This window comes from Segatella copri (assembly GCF_009494835.1).
In the GTDB taxonomy this organism is placed as follows: domain Bacteria; phylum Bacteroidota; class Bacteroidia; order Bacteroidales; family Bacteroidaceae; genus Prevotella; species Prevotella copri_F.
In genome coordinates this window covers 200,334-220,040 of record NZ_VZBE01000013.1, presented here as the reverse complement: position 1 = coordinate 220,040, position 19,707 = coordinate 200,334, and the positions used below count along the sequence as shown (strand labels likewise).

Annotated in this window: 14 protein-coding genes; 6 read left to right on the top strand and 8 right to left on the bottom strand. The window is 47.7% G+C overall.

Annotated elements, in window-relative coordinates:
• Positions 1–33 precede the first annotated feature (33 nt).
• Both mtaB and F7D47_RS14685 read right to left on the bottom strand, forming a co-directional pair.
• Positions 34–1,416: a tRNA (N(6)-L-threonylcarbamoyladenosine(37)-C(2))-methylthiotransferase MtaB gene (mtaB, locus tag F7D47_RS02995; protein WP_153086293.1), complete on the bottom strand. Its 1,383-nt coding sequence runs from the start codon at positions 1,414–1,416 to the stop codon at positions 34–36.
• A 216-nt stretch (positions 1,417–1,632) separates the two neighbouring features.
• On the bottom strand, positions 1,633–1,803 hold the full coding sequence (locus F7D47_RS14685; RefSeq protein ID WP_194252635.1) for a hypothetical protein: 171 nt from the start codon (positions 1,801–1,803) through the stop codon (positions 1,633–1,635).
• A 445-nt stretch (positions 1,804–2,248) separates the two neighbouring features.
• Between F7D47_RS14685 and F7D47_RS02990 the strand changes: the two genes are divergently transcribed.
• Positions 2,249–3,421, top strand: a complete 1,173-nt coding sequence (locus tag F7D47_RS02990) for an MFS transporter (protein ID WP_153086294.1) — start codon at positions 2,249–2,251, stop codon at positions 3,419–3,421.
• Positions 3,422–3,519: 98 nt separating this feature from the next.
• On the opposite strand, the gene F7D47_RS02985 is transcribed toward F7D47_RS02990, so the two are convergent.
• Positions 3,520–6,069, bottom strand: coding sequence for a S9 family peptidase (locus F7D47_RS02985; protein ID WP_153086295.1), 2,550 nt, complete (start codon positions 6,067–6,069; stop codon positions 3,520–3,522).
• A gap of 280 nt (positions 6,070–6,349) precedes the next feature.
• On the opposite strand from F7D47_RS02985, the gene F7D47_RS02980 reads away from it, so the two are divergent.
• Positions 6,350–7,534: an aminotransferase class V-fold PLP-dependent enzyme gene (locus F7D47_RS02980; RefSeq protein WP_153086470.1), complete on the top strand. Its 1,185-nt coding sequence runs from the start codon at positions 6,350–6,352 to the stop codon at positions 7,532–7,534.
• A 77-nt stretch (positions 7,535–7,611) separates the two neighbouring features.
• The gene (locus F7D47_RS02975; protein ID WP_153086296.1) at positions 7,612–8,784 is read left to right on the top strand and encodes a MalY/PatB family protein; all 1,173 of its coding nucleotides are present in this window, start codon (positions 7,612–7,614) and stop codon (positions 8,782–8,784) included.
• Between the two features lie 75 nt (positions 8,785–8,859).
• Here the strand turns inward: F7D47_RS02975 and F7D47_RS02970 are convergent, their stop codons facing one another.
• Together F7D47_RS02970 and F7D47_RS02965 are read right to left on the bottom strand one after the other, a co-directional pair.
• Positions 8,860–11,046, bottom strand: a complete 2,187-nt coding sequence (locus tag F7D47_RS02970; RefSeq protein WP_153086297.1) for a helix-turn-helix domain-containing protein — start codon at positions 11,044–11,046, stop codon at positions 8,860–8,862.
• Between the two features lie 83 nt (positions 11,047–11,129).
• Positions 11,130–11,651, bottom strand: a complete 522-nt coding sequence (locus F7D47_RS02965; RefSeq protein ID WP_153083945.1) for a nitroreductase family protein — start codon at positions 11,649–11,651, stop codon at positions 11,130–11,132.
• A 171-nt stretch (positions 11,652–11,822) separates the two neighbouring features.
• Here F7D47_RS02965 and F7D47_RS02960 point away from each other — a divergent pair, with 171 nt between their 5' ends.
• Both F7D47_RS02960 and F7D47_RS02955 read left to right on the top strand, forming a co-directional pair.
• Positions 11,823–13,208 (top strand): Y-family DNA polymerase, encoded by a 1,386-nt coding sequence (locus F7D47_RS02960; protein ID WP_153086298.1) that lies wholly within the window; start codon positions 11,823–11,825, stop codon positions 13,206–13,208.
• Entirely contained in the window at positions 13,205–13,663 is a 459-nt protein-coding gene (locus F7D47_RS02955) for a LexA family protein (protein ID WP_022122043.1), read from the top strand. Before F7D47_RS02960 ends, F7D47_RS02955 begins: the two co-directional genes overlap by 4 nt.
• Positions 13,664–13,752: 89 nt before the next feature.
• On the opposite strand, the gene F7D47_RS02950 is transcribed toward F7D47_RS02955, so the two are convergent.
• The 3 genes from F7D47_RS02950 to F7D47_RS02940 all read right to left on the bottom strand — a co-directional run bounded on the left by F7D47_RS02950 (position 13,753) and on the right by F7D47_RS02940 (position 17,930).
• Positions 13,753–15,060: an MFS transporter gene (locus F7D47_RS02950; protein ID WP_153086299.1), complete on the bottom strand. Its 1,308-nt coding sequence runs from the start codon at positions 15,058–15,060 to the stop codon at positions 13,753–13,755.
• A gap of 108 nt (positions 15,061–15,168) precedes the next feature.
• Positions 15,169–16,665 (bottom strand): mannitol dehydrogenase family protein, encoded by a 1,497-nt coding sequence (locus tag F7D47_RS02945; RefSeq protein ID WP_153086300.1) that lies wholly within the window; start codon positions 16,663–16,665, stop codon positions 15,169–15,171.
• A gap of 260 nt (positions 16,666–16,925) precedes the next feature.
• The gene (locus F7D47_RS02940; RefSeq protein WP_153086301.1) at positions 16,926–17,930 is read right to left on the bottom strand and encodes a LacI family DNA-binding transcriptional regulator; all 1,005 of its coding nucleotides are present in this window, start codon (positions 17,928–17,930) and stop codon (positions 16,926–16,928) included.
• Positions 17,931–18,269: 339 nt separating this feature from the next.
• On the opposite strand from F7D47_RS02940, the gene F7D47_RS02935 reads away from it, so the two are divergent.
• Positions 18,270–19,637: an NAD(P)/FAD-dependent oxidoreductase gene (locus F7D47_RS02935; protein WP_153086302.1), complete on the top strand. Its 1,368-nt coding sequence runs from the start codon at positions 18,270–18,272 to the stop codon at positions 19,635–19,637.
• The last annotated feature ends 70 nt before the right edge of the window (positions 19,638–19,707 follow it).

Genomic DNA, 19,707 nt, shown 5'->3' with positions numbered 1-19,707 from the left:
TAGCCCTATTTACTATAAACTATTAACTATCAACTAAAGAAGCTCTCCCTTCAGCGCCGTCTTATCGTGATTGAAATCACCCAGGCGAACCTTGATAAGCTGGTTGTCGTATTCTTCCTTGGCGAGAGCCGATGAAAGTTCTACGCGGATATAGTTCTTGGTGAATCCATGCATTGCCTTGCCTCTTGGCGCCTTTTCGAAGAGAACCTCAGCCTCTGTACCGATGTATTGAGCATAGAATTCCTGCGTTTTCTGATCACTCAACTCCAACAGTCGCTTGGAGCGTTTCTTCTTCTCCTTCTCGTCAACCACATACGGAATCTTCAAGGCAGCCGTACCCGGACGCTCAGAATAAGGGAAGACGTGAAGCTGGGTAACAGGCAGACTCTTCAGGAACTCATAGCATTCTTCAAAACACTCCGGAGTTTCGCCGCGACAGCCCACCATCACATCGACACCGATAAACGCATCAGGCATTTTCTCCTTGATAAGATTCACCTTGTGGGCAAAGAGCGCCTTGTCGTAACGGCGGTGCATCAGCTTGAGCACCTCATCGCTTCCGCTCTGCAGAGGAATGTGGAAATGAGGCATAAAAGCACGGCTCTGGGCACAATACTCTATGAGATCATCATCGCAGAGATCAGGCTCCAGACTCGAGATGCGGTAACGCTTGATTCCTTCTACCTGATCCATCGCCTTGACAAGGTCGACGAAACGCTCGTGGGTAGTCTGTCCGAAATCACCGATATTCACACCGGTAATGACGATTTCCTTACCACCTTCAGCAGCCGCCTGCTCACATTGAGCCACAAGCGACTGGATGCTCGGGTTGCGCGAATTGCCTCGGGCAAAAGGAATGGTGCAATAGGTGCAATAATAGTTGCAGCCGTCCTGCACCTTCAGGAAATAACGGGTACGGTTGCCACGCGAGCAAGAAGGCTGGAAGGTCTTGATTTCCTTCGTCTTCACGCTATAATGCTGATGAAGAGACGCAGCATCGCTGTTCTGAGGAGCCAGAGCAGTCAATCCGTTTTCCTGAGCAAATTTCTGCGCCCATGCATCGCTGAGATATTGAATCAAGTTCGCCTTCTCGTTAGCACCCAACACGAGGTCTACACCCTCTATCTTGCTGACATTCTCAGATTCGAGCTGCGCATAACAGCCCGTCACGATAACGAATGCGCCCGGATTGTTTCTCACCATCCGGTGGATAGCCTGACGGCATTTATGATCGGCAACTTCTGTTACCGAGCAGGTGTTAATCAGACAAATATCAGCTTTCTCCCCCTTTTTAGCAGTAATGACGCCCATATCTTCGAGCATTTTGCCAAAAGTGGAAGTTTCAGAGAAGTTGAGTTTGCAGCCTAGCGTATAGTAAGCTGCCTTTTTACCTTGGAAGGCACTTGAATCTATCATATATTTATCTTTTTCTTTGGTTTCTTTTAAGCTTTTACCCTTACAGGGCGCATTGATGATTGCTTTCATCCCCAGGGTGTTGCCCTGGGCTAGGAGCTTCTGCCCCTTCAGGGCGTTCTCCCCAAAAAGACCTTAGGGTCTATAAAACGAAAAAAGCCGCTAGACCGAAGTCCAGCGGTTGTTTCTCTCATTTTTTCGTTCGCAAGTAATTTCAAATTACTTAGCAGAATCAGCAGCAGTTGTATCAGCAGCAGTTGTGTCAGCAGCAGTTGTATCTACCTGAGCTGTGTCAGAATCAGCAGAAGCTGTGTTCTGAGCTGTTTTGTTACCACATGATGCGAAAGAGATAGCTGCGATAGCTACGAACATAAAAACTAATTTCTTCATTTTCTTTGCTTTTTTAAAATCTGTAAAACAATCATTTGTTCTTTTGAACGATGCAAAGGTAAGCATTTTTTTGATACGTTGTTCTTTTTTTTGCGATTTTTTTTTAGGTGATTTTGTAACAAAATTACAAATCGCTATAAATCAACTACTTACGAAGTGCTAACAAAGGTTAAAGTTTTTAGTGTGCTCGGAAACAGCCTAATTTTAACACTTTTCGGTGTTTTTTAGCGTAACAAGGGTGTGCGCCAACACCTCTTCTCAGCGTCCCTATATACATATAATAAGGTACGCGCGCGAGGGAAAGAACAGAAACTTTTTCTGCCTGAGAGAGAAGATTTTCTGCCTGAGAGAGAAGATTTTTCCAAGAAATCGAGCCCAAAAACTTTGATTGCCGAGAATTTTTTCGTAACTTTGCACTCAAAACAAAGAAACAAACAGACAGAAAATGATACAGCTAAAAGAAAATCAGGGCATTCCCCGCAGCATTCTCCTGATGATGGCTATCGTCGCAGGACTCACCGTAGCCAACTGCTACTACAATCAGCCGCTTCTCGAACTCATCCGCCACGACCTGGATATTACCGAGCAGAAGGCTAACCTCATCACCGTCATTACCCAGATAGGTTATGCGCTGGGCTTATTCTTCCTCATCCCCTTGGGCGACATGCTTTCGCGCAAGAAACTCATCCTTGTCAATATGACCATTGCTGCATTGATGGCAATCGTGATGGCTGCAGCGCAAAACGTATGGATGCTCTGGGGAGCTTCACTGCTGATTGGCGCCTGTTCGGTGATTCCGCAGTTCTTCATTCCGATAGCCGGACAGTTTTCGGAACCCAAAAACAAGAGCAGGAATATGGGCATTGTACTCTCCGGACTGCTGACGGGCATTCTCGCCTCACGAGTCATCAGCGGCTACATCGGCGAATGGCTGGGATGGCGGGAGATGTTTATCATAGCTGCCTTCGTGATGGTGGTTTGCATGGGAATCATGCTGCTGATGATGCCTGAAATGAAGCGCAACTATGTAGGAACCTACAGAGGACTGATGACCACCATAGCAGAGATTTTCTTTTTCCATCCTTCTGTCCGCATCTACTCTATCCGTGCAGCCTTCGGGTTCGGCAGTATGATGGCAATATGGTCTTGCCTTGCCTTCCATCTGGCGCAGCCACCTTTCAGCGCAGGAAGTGATATGGTAGGAATGCTCGGACTTTGCGGAATCATGGGAGCCGTTGCAGCCAGTGGTGTAGGAAAACTGATTCCTAGGTTTGGCATTCGAAAATTCAGTCTGTTCGGAGCAGGAATGCAGATCATCGCCTGGGCAATAGCCTTGATTTTCGGCGACACTTATGCTGGACTCATCGCAGCCATCATGCTGGTTGACATCGGTCTGCAATGCCAGCAGCTCAGCAATCAGAGTGGCTGCCTGCAGGAGATTCCGCAGGCTTCCAACCGCGCCAACACCATCTTCATGACCAGCTATTTCATCGGTGGTTCGCTAGGCACTTTCTGTGCCGGTTATGTCTGGACGCAAGCCGACTGGCTAGGCGTCTGCATCGTAGGAATCGCCTTCGCCATGATTTCTCTGCTTATCACGCTAAACTGCAAGAAATAAACATATAAAAGAAAAGAGATTATATTCCCGACTTACAGGAACATAATCTCTTTTTTATTTGATAGAGACTGAAGCTGGCATTTCTGCCGAAACTTCAACTACATCTTTTCATCTCCGTACATTTCCGTCCACCAGGAAGCATCGTCCTGCAACCACTTGGCAAACCAGGCAAAGATGGTGTTCTGCCATTTCAGTCGCTTCTCGTAGTCGATGATGTGATGATCCTGACCATCTACCAATACCATCGCCGTAGGACGGCCAAGAAGTTTCAGCGCAGTATAGAGCTGGATACTCTCGCCCACAGGCACATTATTATCTGCCGTGCCGTGAACAAACAGCAACGGAGTATGAATCTTGTCGGCATTATAGAGCGGACTCTGATCTACAAAGAGATGCTTGTTGGTCCAAGGATACTCGTTCGCCATAGAAACTTCGCTGTAGCTGTAGCCCCAATAGCCTTCACCCCAATAGCTGGTGTGGTCGCTAATGCCTGCATGCGAGATGGCAGCAGCAAAGAGGTCGGTCTTGGTCTGAAGATACTGGGTCATGAATCCGCCGTAGCTTGCGCCGATGCAGCCAATCTTCTTGCGGTTCACGAAAGCATGCTCATCGCAGAAAGCCTGGGTGCTGGAGATGATGTCTTCTGCCACTCCCTCGCCTGCCGTATCTACATGGCGGGCTGAGAATTTCTGACCGAATCCGGTGGCTCCACTAGGATTTACAACCAGCACTACATAGCCCATCGCTGCATAAACATGATGAGGATAACGGCTCTGGAACATGCGGCTCGTAGGACTGCATCCGCCATAATAGTTTACTATCATCGGATACTTCTTGGCTGCATCAAAATGAGGTGGCAGATAGTAACGGCAACAAAGGGTGTCGCCTCTTGAATTGACAAAATTCCAAGCCTTGCATTCGCCCAGTTCAACATCCTTCAGTTCGCGCGCACTCAAATCGTCAACCAATTGCGATTTCAGCGCCTTCGTATTCATCTTATAGAGTCGGTCGGCATTGGATGCACTCTGACCGGAGAAAGCCATTTCTGCTGCAGAAGAGGCAATAGAGAAACTCTTGATGTACTCTTCAGGAGTCTTGAGAAGCGTAAACTTGCCCGATTTCGGATTGAGCTGGAAGAGATGCACGCAGTCTTTATCTTCGGCTGTAAAATAGATGTTTCCATCGACCTTGCTCCATTCCGTGCTCAGCACATTCGGATTGAAATCCCTGGTCAGCGGACGAACCTTCTTATCCGACAAGGTCATCAGATAGAGCTGGGTGTCAATCATACTAGGTGTCTGTCCTTCTTCCACATTCTTTCCAATGCCGTTGAAAGCTTCCGGCGAAGCGCTCACGAGAATGCTCTTGCCATCCGGTGAGAACTGGGCGCTGTTCAGGAATTCGCCCTTTTCTATCAGGGTTTCTACCTTTGGCGTTGTGGCTGAAGATGTATTCATACTGCCCAAATCCAGGCGGTAGAATGATGTCAGGGTTGTAGGACGCTTGGTGAGTCGCTCTTCTCCCTTGCCTATCAGCAGATAACGCGAATCGGCAGAAATATCCATCAGATAGATGTTGTGGTAACCGAAGGTAAGCGGCTGGAGAATGCCCGATGCAAGGTCGTATTTGGCGAGATTGCTGCGCTCGCGCCAACCAGGCTGTCTGTCTTCCGGTTCTTTTACATCATAAACTTGCGGATCCTTTTTTCTGCCTTCAGTAGTGAGCGTATAGATAAGCGTCTTCTCATCGGGTGTAAACTGGAACCAGCCTTCAGGAAGATGGCTTGCCAGCACTTCGCGCTCCATCGTCAGCGGATTGATGGTGATGAGCTGCAATGTGCCATCCTGCTTTTCTTCTCCGGCAATACTGCTGTCGCTCGCCTTCTGGGTGAAATACAGTTTATTACTTGCAGGCATCCATTTTACACTCTCCTCAAATGTTGCCATCACTCTGTTAGTCTGAGAGTTGCGCAATTCGCTAATGCTATGGTTATTACCTTTTCTATCGACCCATGTTTTCCGAACTACGATAAACTTTCCGTTTGGTGAGATAGAAACACTCGGATAGTTGGGCGCACAAATCACATCATAGATGTTATAGGCGCGCTTGGCTGCCGCATCGCCTACAGAAAGCGGAGCACCATTGGCTGCGGTTACGGTCAACTTGATAGATTTCTTATCAGAAGATGCATTCTTCCGGGTAAGATATTTGATGACAACCGTATGCTGCGAAGGAGTCAGGATAGTTTCAGCCTTATCGCCGTTCACCGCTACCTGTTCGCCGTCTACGAACAGGCGGTATTGCTCCAATCCTTCTACCGCGATGGTTGCTTTGGTGCGCTGGGTGTTAGAAACGCAGAAAGAAGCCAGATGGAGCGCATCCTGCTTGTCGGCAAGGAGTTGGGCTGCAGTCACCTCCTTACCCTTATTTAATAAGGTGAAAGACAGCGGCGAATCGAGCAACTGCTTAAGGTCGAACGCTTCGCCCTTGATGTTCACACTGTCAGCCATCCAAGGCTGTGCTACGGCATAGGGGCCTGCATATTTCAGCGTTTTCACCTCTATGGTTTCGGCACTGGCAGAGATTGAAGCCATCAGGGCAGCTGCCAGCAGTCCGCTTTTTGTTGTTTTCAGAATCAGTTTATTCATAAATATCCATATTTTGATTTTGGTGCGAAATTACAAATAAAATTCGAGATAAACGAATATTTCTGTTACAATTTGCTCTTTTTGCTGCATTTTTGCCTTACAAATGTTATCTTTAAGTTAATCGGATGAGCCAGTAGGTTATTGTTGGGTTAAACCCCTCTCCAACGAGTTGCAATGCATAAAAAGCATTCGCAACTCGTTTTTTTTTATGCGATTTATTGTCTATTTGATTTCTTTTTTGTACTTTTGCACGAAAAATATCACATAAAATAACAGAATGATGAAGAAACAGACTCAAGCTATTCATTTGGAATATGAGCGCCGCGATGCATACGACTCGCTGAGCGTGCCAGTATATAACACCCTTGCCTACGAATTCGACAATGCTGCCGTCATGGCAGAAGCATTCACCGACAAGATCAAGGCTCCTGATTATTCTCGCGTAGAGAACCCTACGGTAACCAATCTGGAGCGCCGTGTGGCAGCCCTTACCGATGCTGCCCACGCCACAGCCTTCAACTCAGGAATGGCGGCCATCAGCAACACCTTCATGGCGCTGGCAGCACAAGGTAAAAATATTGTTACATCCAAGCATCTCTTCGGCAATACTTATGCGCTGCTCGTTGCCACTCTGCGTCGTTTTGGTGTAAAGGTGCGTTTGCGCGATTTGACCAATATCGAAGCCGTGCGCGAAGCCATTGATGATGACACCTGCTGCGTCTTCCTCGAAATCCTGACCAACCCACAGCTGGAGGTTGCCGATCTGAAAGCCATTTCGGAAGTGGCTCACGAAAAGAATGTTCCGCTGGTCGTGGATTCTACCGTGATTCCTTTCACACAGTTCTCGGCTAAGAGTCTGGGAGTGGATATTGAGGTGGTTTCCAGCTCTAAATATGTAAGCGGCGGTGCTACTTCGCTCGGCGGTCTGGTTATCGACTACGGCACTCCTTACAACGGCGATTTCGCCAAGCGTCTCTATGGAGAAATGCTCTTCAATTTTGGCGCCTATATGACTCCACAGGTGGCTTATATGCAGACCATCGGACTCGAAACGCTCGATGCGCGCTATCGTGTGCAGAGCAGCAATGCCCTGGAGCTTGCCAAGAAGCTGCGCTCTCTGCCACAGATAAAATATGTAAACTATGTGGGTCTGGAGGATAATCCTTATCACGAGTTGGCGCAGCGCCAGTTTGGAAAGACTGCGGGAGCCATGATCTGCATCGACCTGGAGAGCAAGGAAGCCTGCTTCAGTTTTCTGAACAATCTGAAACTCATCCATCGCGCCACCAACCTCTTCGACAACCGTTCGCTCGCCATTCATTCGGCAAGCACCATCTTCGGAGCATTCTCTGAGAGCATGCGCAAGTCGATGGATGTGAAAGACACTACTATCCGCCTCAGCGTAGGTCTGGAGGATGTGGATGATCTCTTCGAAGACATCAAGCAAGCGGTTAATAGTTTATAGTTGATAGTTTATAGTTAATAGGGCTGAGTAAAAAGGGCTAATCATAAAGTTCAAAGTTCAAAGTTCAAAGTAAAAATATGTACAATTTCGATAAAGTCATAGACCGTTCGGGCAGCGACGACCTGAAGCATGGCGCCCTGCTGCCTCGCTGGGGGCGAGATGATCTGCTGCCACTCTGGGTAGCCGATATGGATTTCGAGACCCCATCTTTCATTACAGATGCACTCAAGGCACGTCTGGAGCACTCACTCTTCGGCTACACGATGGAGCCGGAAGATTATCTGCCTAGCATCATCGACTGGGTTCGCGATCACCATCAGTGGGATGTGAAGCGAGAGTGGATAAGATTCATTCCTGGTATTGTAAAAGGCATCGGTCTCGTGGTGACTGTCTTCACACAGCCTGATGAAAAAGTCATCATCCAGCCACCCGTTTATCACCCATTCCGCCTCACCCCAGAGGGTAATGGCAGAGAGGTGGTCTTCAATCCGCTGAAGATGAGGGAAGACGGATATTACGAGATGGATTTCGAAAATCTCGAGAAGGTTTGCGATGAGAAATGCAAGATTCTCATTCTCTGCAATCCTCATAATCCGGGCGGTATTACCTGGAGCAAAGAAACCCTGCAGCAGCTTGCCGATTTCTGCTATGAGCACCATCTGCTCGTTATCAGCGATGAGATTCATGCGGATATGGCGCTCTTCGGCCACAAGCACATCCCGTTTGCTTCGGTTTCAGACAAGGCACGCAACATCAGTATCACCTTCCAGGCTCCTTCCAAGACCTTCAATATAGCTGGAATTGTGAGCAGCTACGCCATTATTCCAAACGAAGATATTCGGAATAGATTTTACAAATGGTTAAGCGCTAACGAGTTGGATGAGCCAACCCTCTTTGCTCCTATCGCCACTATCGCAGCCTTCCGCAAGGGAGAAGAATGGCGCAAGGCGATGCTTGCCTATATTGAGGACAATATCCGGTTCGTAGAAGATTACTGCCGTGAACATATTCCGGGCATTCGCCCTTTGCGTCCACAGGCTTCCTTCCTCGTATGGCTCAACTGCCGTGATCTGCATCTTTCTCACGATGCACTTCTCGACCTATTCATCGACAAGGCACATCTGGCATTGAATGATGGAGAGATGTTCGGTTCTGGCGGAGAAGGATTCATGCGATTGAATGTAGCTGCACCAAGAAGTGTTATCAAACAGGCTTTACAGCAGCTGGAAAAGGCTGTGAGCCAACTCTAGATAATTTTAAAAAAAATAGCCGTAACTACTGCAAATATAGTTACGGCTATTATTATAATATGGCGAAAGAATGCTTTATTCCCCCTCCATCAAATCATGAACCAGTTTGATTTCGTAATACTCAATACCGGCTCCCAGAGCTTCCTTTATTTCACTAAAAAGCTCCAATTCTGGATGAGCCTTCATGAAATCACGGATTTTCTTTTCATGGGCACTTGAAATCAGCGCCCGCAGTCCAATCTTTCCTTCTTTCACATACGAAGCAAGATGACCTGCAATCGTATCCTTGACTAAACCCCGCTCTGCAGCTATCTGCTCCAGCGTCATTCCCTGCTTATAAAGGTTATAACTGATTTCCCTTGTAGGAGTTTTCGGCACCTTCGGTTCATTCGGTTTCTTCTGTCTTCTTGACTTTCTGCCCGAACCGCTATCTGATGAGGCATCTACATCCAATAGCAAGAACTGCGCCTTCTTTTTCAGATAATCCGTTACCGTGAATTCTGCACTACATTCATACTTCAAAAGCCGTTCTTTTAATTTTACATCCTCTGAGAAAACAGAGAAGCGGTCTTCAAACTGCTTCCTAGCCACCTTGTTGTCTGTATCAAGATTCGACTTTCTGATTAAATCACTCAGAATGCCGATTTTGTCAAGAAAATACATAGCTCCCTTATGAATACGGTCTTGCAGCTCAGCCTGTCTTACATCAGGATTTCGGGCAAGCATACCCGTATACTGCACACGGAATTTATCCGATACGGCTATCAGACTCTTCAGCACCACCTGCAGCTTCTGATACTCGCTTACCACGCGCGGATATTTACCATTAAAAAACTCTACCAGGCAGCGCATCAGATGCTCATAGCTGGCTCTGATGGAATAAAAATCGAAGAGTTCGCTGATGCAATAAATGATGTATTGCAGCTCCAGACTGCAGATTTGCTCCTGACTAGGCGCAGCAAGCTGGCTGGTGAATGCATCCACCGTCTGACTGCTGATAATGGCTCCGCGAGAAAGCGGTTGACTGAGCACCATGCCCTCCAAAGTCTTGCAGCGGCTCAGCGCCACATAGGTCTGACCATGGGTAAAAGAATGAGAAGCATCGATGATGGCATGTTCGAAAGTAAGTCCCTGACTCTTGTGGATAGTTATCGCCCACGCCAGACGCAGAGGATACTGCATGAATTTTCCTTCCACCGTCTCCTCTATCTCCTTGGTTTTCTCGTTCAGCGTATATTTCGCATTGGTCCACTCCATTTTCTCCAGGTCAAATTCCTCGCCCGAATCCTTACTGCGAACGGTAATCTTGCTGCCATCTTCATCGGTCCTAACCCCTATCACCTCGCCTATCATACCATTATAAAAACGGTGCTGCGGGTCGTTCTTGATGAACATCACCTGTGCTCCCGGCTTCAATGTGAGTTTGAAATCGGCCGGATAAGATGTTTCAGGGAAATCGCCCTCTATATCTGCTGTAAAAGAAAATGACTGCGCAGGCAAGGCAGCAAGCTGCTGTTCGTTGATATACTGGGCAGGCGCATTATGGGTGGTAAGCCTGATATAATTGCCCTCCTTAGGTGGTACAAAATTTGGAATATAGCGCTGGTTCAGAGCCTGCAGCGTAGCTTCAGAAGCCTTGTTCTCCCTAATCTGGTTGAGCAGCGAGATAAACTGTTCATCCTGCTGCCTGTACACCTTTTTAAGTTCGATGGTGAGATAACCCACCTGCTTCAGAGCATTGCTGCTGAAGAAGAAAGGAGTATCATAATGCTGCCCCAGCAGATGCTCTTCCTGTGGCGTAACCACGGGTGCCAACTGCTGCAAATCGCCTATCATCAGGAGTTGCACACCACCGAAAGGCAAATCGTGGCGCTTGCGATACTGGCGAAGCACAGAATCTACAGCATCGAGCAGATCGCTGCGCACCATACTGATTTCGTCGATAACGAGCAGGTCGATACTGTGGATGATATTGCGCTTGAGCTTGCTAAACTGATAGCGTTTCTGTTCGCCGCTGCCAAAGGTCGTGCCCGGCACGTAAGGCGAGAAGGGAAGCTGGAAGAACGAATGGATGGTCATTCCTCCGGCGTTGATGGCTGCAATGCCCGTAGGAGCAAGCACAATCATTCGTTTGGGTGACAGTTCTTTCAATCGCTTGAGAAAGGTCGTCTTACCTGTGCCCGCCTTTCCGGTAAGGAAGAGGTTGGCATTTGTCTTTTCTATGATATTCCATGCCAGGATGGATTCTTCGTTCATTTCCATACAGCTTCTTTTTTGTACCAGATTTTATATCAGAACTAGATTTCTTCTTATATTCAGATCTAGATTTCTTCTTATATTCAGAACTAGATTTCTTCCGTGATTTCGCTCATCTCCTTACGCTTCTTCTCTGCGCATGGACAGTCTTCAGCAATATGACCTACAGGAATAATTACCACCGCCTCATAGCCCTCGCGAGCAAAGAACTGCTGCATCTTCGCCGTATCGTAATTGCAGACCCAGCAGGTGCCCAGTCCCTTTTCGGTGGCAGCCAGACAGAGATGCTCTGCCGCTATCGCCACATCAATATCGCCATGCGGTTTCTCATCATATCTGCGCACCCAGTTCTCATTCACGTTTTTCATACCTATAATATATATAGGAGCCGTCTTGAACCATTCGCGGTCGTAGCAATCCTGCAGTTTCTTCTTCGCCTCTTCTGAGCGCACAATGAGCCAGCGCCAAGGCTGCCTGTTCACTGCCGATGGTGCCAGGCGCACACACTCCATGATATAGTCCAGATTCTCCTGGCTCACCGCCTCCGGAGTAAACTTGCGAGCCGAAAAACGCTCCTGGCTCAATGCCAACATGTTATTCTTATCATTCATTTCGTTCAGTTTTATAATGTTTCAATACTAGCTTATGACCACAAAGGTAAGAATAAATCACGAAACAACAAAAAAACTTGAATGAAAAACTATCGTTTTCGGATTATTTTTTGTATTTTTGCACATCATACCAGGATTTCTGGTGATAACAAAAGGTGTTAATGATAAGATATGATAGGACTGGCAGACTGCAACAACTTCTACTGTTCGTGCGAGCGAGTGTTTCGCCCCGACCTGACAGGAAAGCCCGTGGTTGTATTGAGCAACAACGACGGGTGCGTTATCGCACGCTCTGAAGAAGCCAAGGCATTGGGCTATAAGATGGGCGACCCCTTCTATCAGGTGAAGGAAAAACTGGAGGCTGAAGGAGTGGCTATCTTCTCGAGCAACTATACGCTCTACGGTTCGCTCTCCAACCGCGTGATGTCGATGCTATCCCATTATTCCCCACGCATCGACCAATACTCTATCGATGAGAGTTTCTTCGAGGCAGACGAATCAATGGCGAAAGTTTTCTTTCGGGAGCATGCGGAAGGCCATCCTACTTTGTTCAATAAAATGACAATAGACGAGTTGTCAGAAAAGCCCGATAGCCTGCTCCATCGCTATGGCTCCAAAATATCGGCAGATGTACTTCGGGCTGTTGGAATCCCGATATCCGTAGGCATTGCAGAAACGAAGACATTGGCGAAAATCGGCTCTAAATTCGCCAAGAAATACAAGGGCTTCCAAGGCTGCTGCCTCATCGACACGGATGAACGGAGACACAAGGCGCTGTCTCTCTTCCCCATAGAAGATGTATGGGGAATAGGCAGACAGATAGCTCGAAAGCTCGATTATATGGGCATCAGAACCGCCGCTCAGTTTGCCGACAAGCAAGAAAGTTGGGTCCGCAGCCATTTCAATATCACCACCCTAAGAACATGGAAAGAACTGAATGGCGAAAGCTGCATCAGCATCGAGGAATTGCCGCAGAAGAAGAGCATCTGCACCAGCAGGAGTTTTGCCAACGAGGGCATTACCGACAAAAATGTGATAGAAGAAGCCGTGGCTAATTTCGCAGTACGTTGTACAGAAAAATTAAGGAGACAAGGTAGCGTATGTCAGGGCATCACAGTGTTCGCATGGACGTCCCGTTTTAACGAGCATGTGCCTGAATACACCATCCACGATTCCCTCACCCTGCCCATCGCCACCAATGCGCAGGAAGAAATAGTAGGTGCTGCCCTCAGCATTCTCCGGGCTAAATACCCGAAACCGATGGCAGACAGCAGGCCCGATCGCTCCGACATGTCGTTTCACTTCAAGAAAGCTGGCGTTATCCTGTGGCAAATCTCACCCGACCATCCTCGCCAGCAAGACCTCTTCGACCCCATCGACCGAAGCAAGCAAAAAAAGCTGATGGAGGCTATCGACGCCATCAACCGGAAGAATGGTTATGGCACCATACGCCAGGCCATACAAGGCACAGACTGCCGATTCGACCTGAAACGCGAGTACATGTCGAAGCAGTTTACCACGAACATCCATGATATTCTGAAAGTAAAAACAAGATGAATAAGAATAACGATAACAAGATAAAACTGACATTTCACCCTGCGGAATTCGGAGCCAAGATGCCTATTCCGCTGGCAGAGCAAAGCGTAAAAGCAGGCTTCCCTTCGCCGGCACAAGACTATATGGAGGGAGAGATAGACCTCAACGATATTCTGGTTCGCCATCGTGAGGCCACCTTCTACGTGCGCATATCTGGCGACAGCATGCAGGATGCAGGCATTCTGGACGGTGACCTAGCTGTAGTTGACCGGCAGATAGAACCCTCAAACGGCAATTTCGTCATCGCCTTCGTAGATGGCGAATTCACCATCAAGCAATTCAAGATGGATGAGAGCGGCACCTTCGGCTGGCTCATCCCATGGAACAAGAACTTCTCCCCTATTCGGGTAGATGAAACCAACCGCTTCATGATTTGGGGCGTGGTTACCTATGTGATTCATCAGATTGCGGAATAACTCTTAAAAATAAAAAACTCGGGATGCTTCTAACCTGAAACATCCCGAGTTTTTGATATTCTTCTTAATTTATGTCTTACTATTGCCTTTTATGCCTCCTGCTTCTTATACCCCACAAGTCCGTACCAGAGGATAACGAACTCGCAGAAGAGAGGAACGAACCAGGTGAACTGCCACGAACCGATATAATCGGCAAGCAAACCCTGAAGCACAGGGAATACAGCACCACCGAATACACCCATCATAAACACGCCCGAAGCCTTGGAAGTATACTCCTTCAAGCCATCCACCGCCAAAGTAAAGATGCAACTCCACATCACACTATGAAATAATCCCACAGCAGCCATCAGCCAGAGATTCTCGGTAAACATGGAAACAGACATCAATACAATTGCCGCCACCGTAACGACGAGGAGCATAGGGCGAGGCGCTACGTTCTTCAAACCGGCAGAAACCATTCTGCCAATCATGAATCCACCCCAATAGAGCGTGGCAAGAAGGGCTGGAGAAAGATCGTAACCATGCCCCATCAGATCCATTGCATGGAGATTCATATTGTTGCCGATTCCCACCTCGGTTCCCACATAGAAGAAGATGGTAATCACACCATATTTCAAATGGCGGAACGACCAGATGCTGCGTTTCTTCGCATTTTTGGAATCATCAGAAGGAGTTGTCTTTCCTTCAGATTCCACATTTTGAGTCTCCTCTCTCGTACCTTCAATATCTGGAAGATTCGCCTTGGAAGTGCTCCATGTTGTAAAGGCAATGATGAGCATCATTACCAGGAATGGAATGGTGAGCTGGTCGGCAGAAACACAATCCAGGGACACACCTGCAAACATCACGCCCGTTACGAAGAAAGGAGCGATGGTAGTACCGAAAGAATTCACCGCACAGGTGAAGTTCATGCGCTGCACCGGTTGGGTTCCCGGCAAAGGATAGGCTGCAATGTAAGGATTGATCACCACCTGAAGCATTGCCGCTGACGTACCCATCAGATAAGATCCGAAAAGGAAAACGAAATATCCGAATGGTACGAAATCCTGCGAGAGATGCACGCCTGCCCCACCCCAATATTCAGCAATCAGCGCCGAAGCAAGATAGAAAGCGAGACCCAGCACCATTACCAGCATCGAACGGATGAGCGTCTTCTTATAGCCCACTTTGTTGAGCAAACGTCCCGTCTGCGCACTATTGAGCAGATAGCCCAGGAAGAAAGCGAAGGAGATGAGCGTTGCCAGGGAGTTCTTGGTAGTGGTAACCTCCGAGAGGAAGGCTATCTTCAAGGGACCCTGACACTGACCATTGACGGTAGTAAGGAAGCCCACTATAAAATAGATGAATGTCAGGAGTAGAAATGGTCCAGCACTCCTAAGCGTTATCGATTGTTTCATGTTTATCCAGGTTTAAATGAGAGAAAGTTACGCTATCGTCAGGTGTTTCGACGAATTAAACAATCCATAAAAACACCTGACTCTTATTTTCAAGAGTTTCTCTCTATATTACAAGATTTCATCTTCCAAAACCTTCATGGCACCCTTTGCCTTGATGTCTTCTACCATCTTCAAGTAAAGCTCTACGAAATGAGGAGCAGCCTTGAGATCGGTACTTGTAAAGGCTGAAATGCCGAGAAAATCGAGCGCATCATCGCTATCGATGGCCTTATGGTCATCAACGGTAAGCCATGGATCTGCCACTTCGAATGCATCACCATTGTCATCTACCTGATACTTCAGATAATGACGGTAAGCAGCAAAGAGGTAAGCCACACGCTTGAACTCCACATTCTGGCGCTTGCCAGAAGCATCATCAGCAATCATCTTCTCCAGGTTCGGCATTACGTAAACCGGGAACTTGCTGGCACCATCGAAGCAGAGACGAGCCACCTGGTCGCTGACCATGCGGTTGCCGAAGCGCTCAACCAGGCACTGCTTGTATGCCTCGAGATCAGTATCCTTTGGAGCTGGCACGTAAGGAGTAATGTCATCGTCCATGAAGGCACGTACAAACTTACGGATTCTCTCATCGTGCATGGCTGCATCTACCTTGCGGTAACCACCGAGGAAAGATGGATAAGAGAGCAATGTATGTGAAGCATTCAAGAGAGAAAGCTTCATATTCTCGAAGGCAGTCACATCGTCGGTCATCTGAGCGCCCACGGTTTCCCATGCTGGGCGACCGGCTGCAAAATTATCCTCTACTACCCACTGGATGAAATCCTCGCAATAAACAGGAGCCTCATCGCAAGTGCCGTTCTGAGCATTCAGTCGCTCGATGTCGGCAGGACGGGTAGCTGGAGTAATGCGGTCAACCATTGAGTTAGGGAAGGTAACGTTCTCCTCCATCCAGGCAGCGAGTTCCTTGTCCTGAGCTCCCACGAAAGTCATGAAAGCCTTGCGGGCAGTATTGCCATTGTGCTGCAGATTATCGCAGGAGAGGATGGTGATAGGACCATTGCCTGCTGCCTTGCGGCGACGCAATCCCTCAGCTACATATCCGAAGGCTGTAACCGGCTTGGCAGGGTTCTCGATATCATGAGCCACCTGCGCATTGTCGAGCATGAATTCGCCACTCTGACGAGAGATATTGTATCCGCCCTCGGTGATGGTGAGGGTGATGATCTTGATATCCTTAGACGCAATCTTATTCAGAATCTGTTCCTGCTCCTCAATGCCCCAATAGAGTTCAACGAGCGCACCCAACTGATAAACCTGGATGCTGTCATCACGTCCACATACGGTAAGGGTGTATTCACCGTCCTGCTTCTTCAGGGCATGGTAGAGACGCTCATCGCCTGGGAGAATCATTGCTCCACAGATACCCCAGTTCTGCTGGGTATTGTTCTCGAGGAGCATATTGGTCATAAACTCCAGGTGAGCACGATGGAAGTTACCTACTCCGAAGTGCAGGATACCTGCCTTTACCAAACTGCGGTTATAAGCATAACCTTTTACTACCTGAGCTGCATTTGCTGCGTTTGCATTCACTAAATTTGCCATAATTCTTTTATTGTTAGCTGTAAATATTAATTGTTTATTCATTTTTGGGGAAGCAAGTAGCCGAGGAGTTTCCTCAGCTATCTTATCTCCCGTTTCCGATGGCAAAGATATTGCGTTTTTTCGAGATAAAAAGATGTTTTTTTCGAAAAAAACTTGCAAACGTTCCCGCAAACGTTCCCAATTTCTGCAAACGTTTTAAATACTTTCAGGCGATTACCGAAAACCACTTTCTAGTGATTACCGGAAACCACGAAGTTTGATTATTCTCCCGTAGATTCTCTACATTTCATCGTGGTCTTCAGCACCACCTGTCTATCTTCCATCTCTGGATTATTGATTTTCTCCATCACCAGTTCTGCCGCCTTTCTGCCCATCTCCTCCAACGGAGGCTCCATAGTAGTAATCTGAGGAGATACGATGGTAGATAGTTCGGTACCCGAAAAACCAGCCACGAAAATCTCTTCCGGCACCCGTCTACCCAAGGCACGGAGTCGATTCTGCGCACCTATCGCCAAAGTATCAGTAAAGGCGAAGACGGCATCAAATTCCACCTTATTATATATAAGACGGTCGATGGCATCAGCTCCATTCTTGAAGGTCATTCCCGTCTTCACAATCAGCTCCGGGTCGAAAAGATGGAATTTCTCCATCGCCTCACGATAACCCAAGCCTCGCTGATAGGCATTATAAATGTCGTCGGGTCCCTGCAGATAGACGATGCGCTTCCTGCCCAGGCGAATCAGATGCTCCACCATGAAATAAGAATCTACATTATCATCCACCATCACCTGCGGCATTTTCAATCCGTATGGAATGCGGTCGTAGAAGACTATCGCCATACCATCTGCTGCCAACTGCTGATACATTTCGATATTCTTGCGGTAGCTGCAGAGGCTCACAATCAGACCATCCACCATAAACTGCTCCATCATCTTCAGGTTCTCCAACTCCCGCTCCGGTTTCTCATCGCTCTCGGCAATCATCACCTTCTGGTTCTTCTTGTAAAGTACCTCCTGTATTCCGTTAATCACCTGCGAAGCATAAGGAGTATGCATCTCCGGCACGATGACACCAATGGTGTTCGTACGCCCCATCTTCAGGTTCATCGCCACCGGATTGCGCTTGTAGCCGAGTCGTTTTGCCTCCTCTACCACCATCTCGCGCGTCTCCCTGCGAATGTTCTTGTCATCCGTCAACGCCCGGGAAACGGTAGAGACCGAAATACAGAGAGAACGGGCAATATCCTTGATAGTTACATGTTTCATTATTATGTTTTTATAAGATAAACGTTCGTATTTTGAAGTTGTCGATGCAAAAATACAACTTTTTCTTTAAAACCGAAAACATTTCCAAGAAAAAGATAGAAAAACACCTATAAATGCAATCTGCATATTACATTTTGTAACATACGTTTTCTGTTTCAAAAATGAGAACGATTGCAACGGGCTTCTACCCAATTTTTCTACGCTTCTTCCTTTGCCGCCTCATCAAAAAGTTGTACCTTTGCAGTCGAATTTTCAGCCAGAACCAGGCATTACGCCTTATAGAGAATAGAATTTTCAGCAAATATATGTATTCAGTAATTATAAAAAACAGCAGTAGTTATGAGCATTAATATCAAGAGAAATCAGTTGAAGAGAGTAGTTATCGTAGGTGGCGGACTCGGTGGTCTTCGCTTGGCAGAAGACCTGAGCAAGGCAAACCTGCAGGTGGTGTTGATTGATAAGAATAACTTCCATCAGTTCCCTCCGCTTATCTATCAGATAGCTTCGGCAGGTATCGACCCAAGTTCCATCTCCTTCCCTTTCCGCCAGATTTTCCGCAAGCGCAAGAACTTCTACTTCCGCATGGCAGAGGCGAGAGCCGTATTCCCAGACAAGAAGATTCTGCAGACTTCCATCGGTAAGATTGAGTACGATTACCTGGTGTTCGCAGCAGGAACCACCACCAATTTCTATGGCAATGCCAACATCGAGAAGTGGGCGATTCCGATGAAGACCGTTTCAGAGGCAATGGGATTGCGCAACGCCGTGCTGAGTAACCTGGAGCGTGCACTGACTTGTGCCACAGAAGAGGAGCGACAGGAACTCCTGAACGTGGTCATTGTAGGCGGTGGTGCCACAGGTGTAGAGATTGCCGGAGCCCTCTCAGAAATGAAGCGCTACGTGATTCCTTATGATTATCCTGATATGGACTCATCTCTGATGCATATCTATCTTCTGGAAGCGGGCGACAGACTGCTCGCCGGAATGTCACAGGACTCTTCTAAGAAAGCATACGAATTCCTTACCAGTATGGGTGTGGATGTACAGTTTGGCAAGATGGTAACCGACTACAAGGACCACAAGGTTCTGATGAAGGACGGTCAGGAGATTCCTACCCGCACCTTCCTCTGGGTATCAGGTGTAAAGGCACAGCCTATCACGGGTATTGATGGCGACCATCTGGGTCGTGGTTTCCGCATCGTGGTAGATGAGTTCAACCGCATCCCTGGCATGGATGGTCTCTTCGCCATCGGCGACCAGTGTATCCAGACCACAGACCCAGCTTATCCTGGCGGTCATCCACAGTTGGCCCAGGTAGCCATTCAGCAGGCAGCACTCCTGGCTAAGAATATCCAGAAGATTGCCGAGGGAGCCACTGAATCCCAGTTCAAGCCTTTCCGCTACAAGAACCTGGGTTCTATGGCTACCATCGGAAGACACAAGGCTGTGGTAGAACTAGGCAAGTTCCACAGCCAGGGCTTCTTTGCCTGGGTATTGTGGTTGGTAGTTCACCTCCGCTCTATCCTTGGCGTAAAGAACAAAGTAATGGTAATGCTCAACTGGCTCTGGAAGTATGTAAGCTATAACGATTCCATCCGAATGATTACCTACGCCACCAAGCCTAAGGAAGTGCGCGATCGTTTGAAGCGTGAACAGACCACTCACCTCGGCACCGACTTGCTGGAGAATGAAGAAGAGGAAGATTAAGATAAGGAAATAGATTAAGTTTAAAAGCTTAAGATAAAGAGATAGAAAACGGGTGTATCATTCAATAATA

What these genes read in the sequence shown, in the direction of transcription:
- mtaB (WP_153086293.1), bottom strand. Translation starts at nt 1,416, where the DNA reads ATGATAGATTCAAGTGCCTTCCAAGGTAAAAAGGCAGCTTACTATACG.
- F7D47_RS14685 (WP_194252635.1), bottom strand. Translation starts at nt 1,803, where the DNA reads ATGAAGAAATTAGTTTTTATGTTCGTAGCTATCGCAGCTATCTCTTTC.
- F7D47_RS02990 (WP_153086294.1), top strand. Translation starts at nt 2,249, where the DNA reads ATGATACAGCTAAAAGAAAATCAGGGCATTCCCCGCAGCATTCTCCTG.
- F7D47_RS02985 (WP_153086295.1), bottom strand. Translation starts at nt 6,069, where the DNA reads ATGAATAAACTGATTCTGAAAACAACAAAAAGCGGACTGCTGGCAGCT.
- F7D47_RS02980 (WP_153086470.1), top strand. Translation starts at nt 6,350, where the DNA reads ATGAAGAAACAGACTCAAGCTATTCATTTGGAATATGAGCGCCGCGAT.
- F7D47_RS02975 (WP_153086296.1), top strand. Translation starts at nt 7,612, where the DNA reads ATGTACAATTTCGATAAAGTCATAGACCGTTCGGGCAGCGACGACCTG.
- F7D47_RS02970 (WP_153086297.1), bottom strand. Translation starts at nt 11,046, where the DNA reads ATGGAAATGAACGAAGAATCCATCCTGGCATGGAATATCATAGAAAAG.
- F7D47_RS02965 (WP_153083945.1), bottom strand. Translation starts at nt 11,651, where the DNA reads ATGAATGATAAGAATAACATGTTGGCATTGAGCCAGGAGCGTTTTTCG.
- F7D47_RS02960 (WP_153086298.1), top strand. Translation starts at nt 11,823, where the DNA reads ATGATAGGACTGGCAGACTGCAACAACTTCTACTGTTCGTGCGAGCGA.
- F7D47_RS02955 (WP_022122043.1), top strand. Translation starts at nt 13,205, where the DNA reads ATGAATAAGAATAACGATAACAAGATAAAACTGACATTTCACCCTGCG.
- F7D47_RS02950 (WP_153086299.1), bottom strand. Translation starts at nt 15,060, where the DNA reads ATGAAACAATCGATAACGCTTAGGAGTGCTGGACCATTTCTACTCCTG.
- F7D47_RS02945 (WP_153086300.1), bottom strand. Translation starts at nt 16,665, where the DNA reads ATGGCAAATTTAGTGAATGCAAACGCAGCAAATGCAGCTCAGGTAGTA.
- F7D47_RS02940 (WP_153086301.1), bottom strand. Translation starts at nt 17,930, where the DNA reads ATGAAACATGTAACTATCAAGGATATTGCCCGTTCTCTCTGTATTTCG.
- F7D47_RS02935 (WP_153086302.1), top strand. Translation starts at nt 18,270, where the DNA reads ATGAGCATTAATATCAAGAGAAATCAGTTGAAGAGAGTAGTTATCGTA.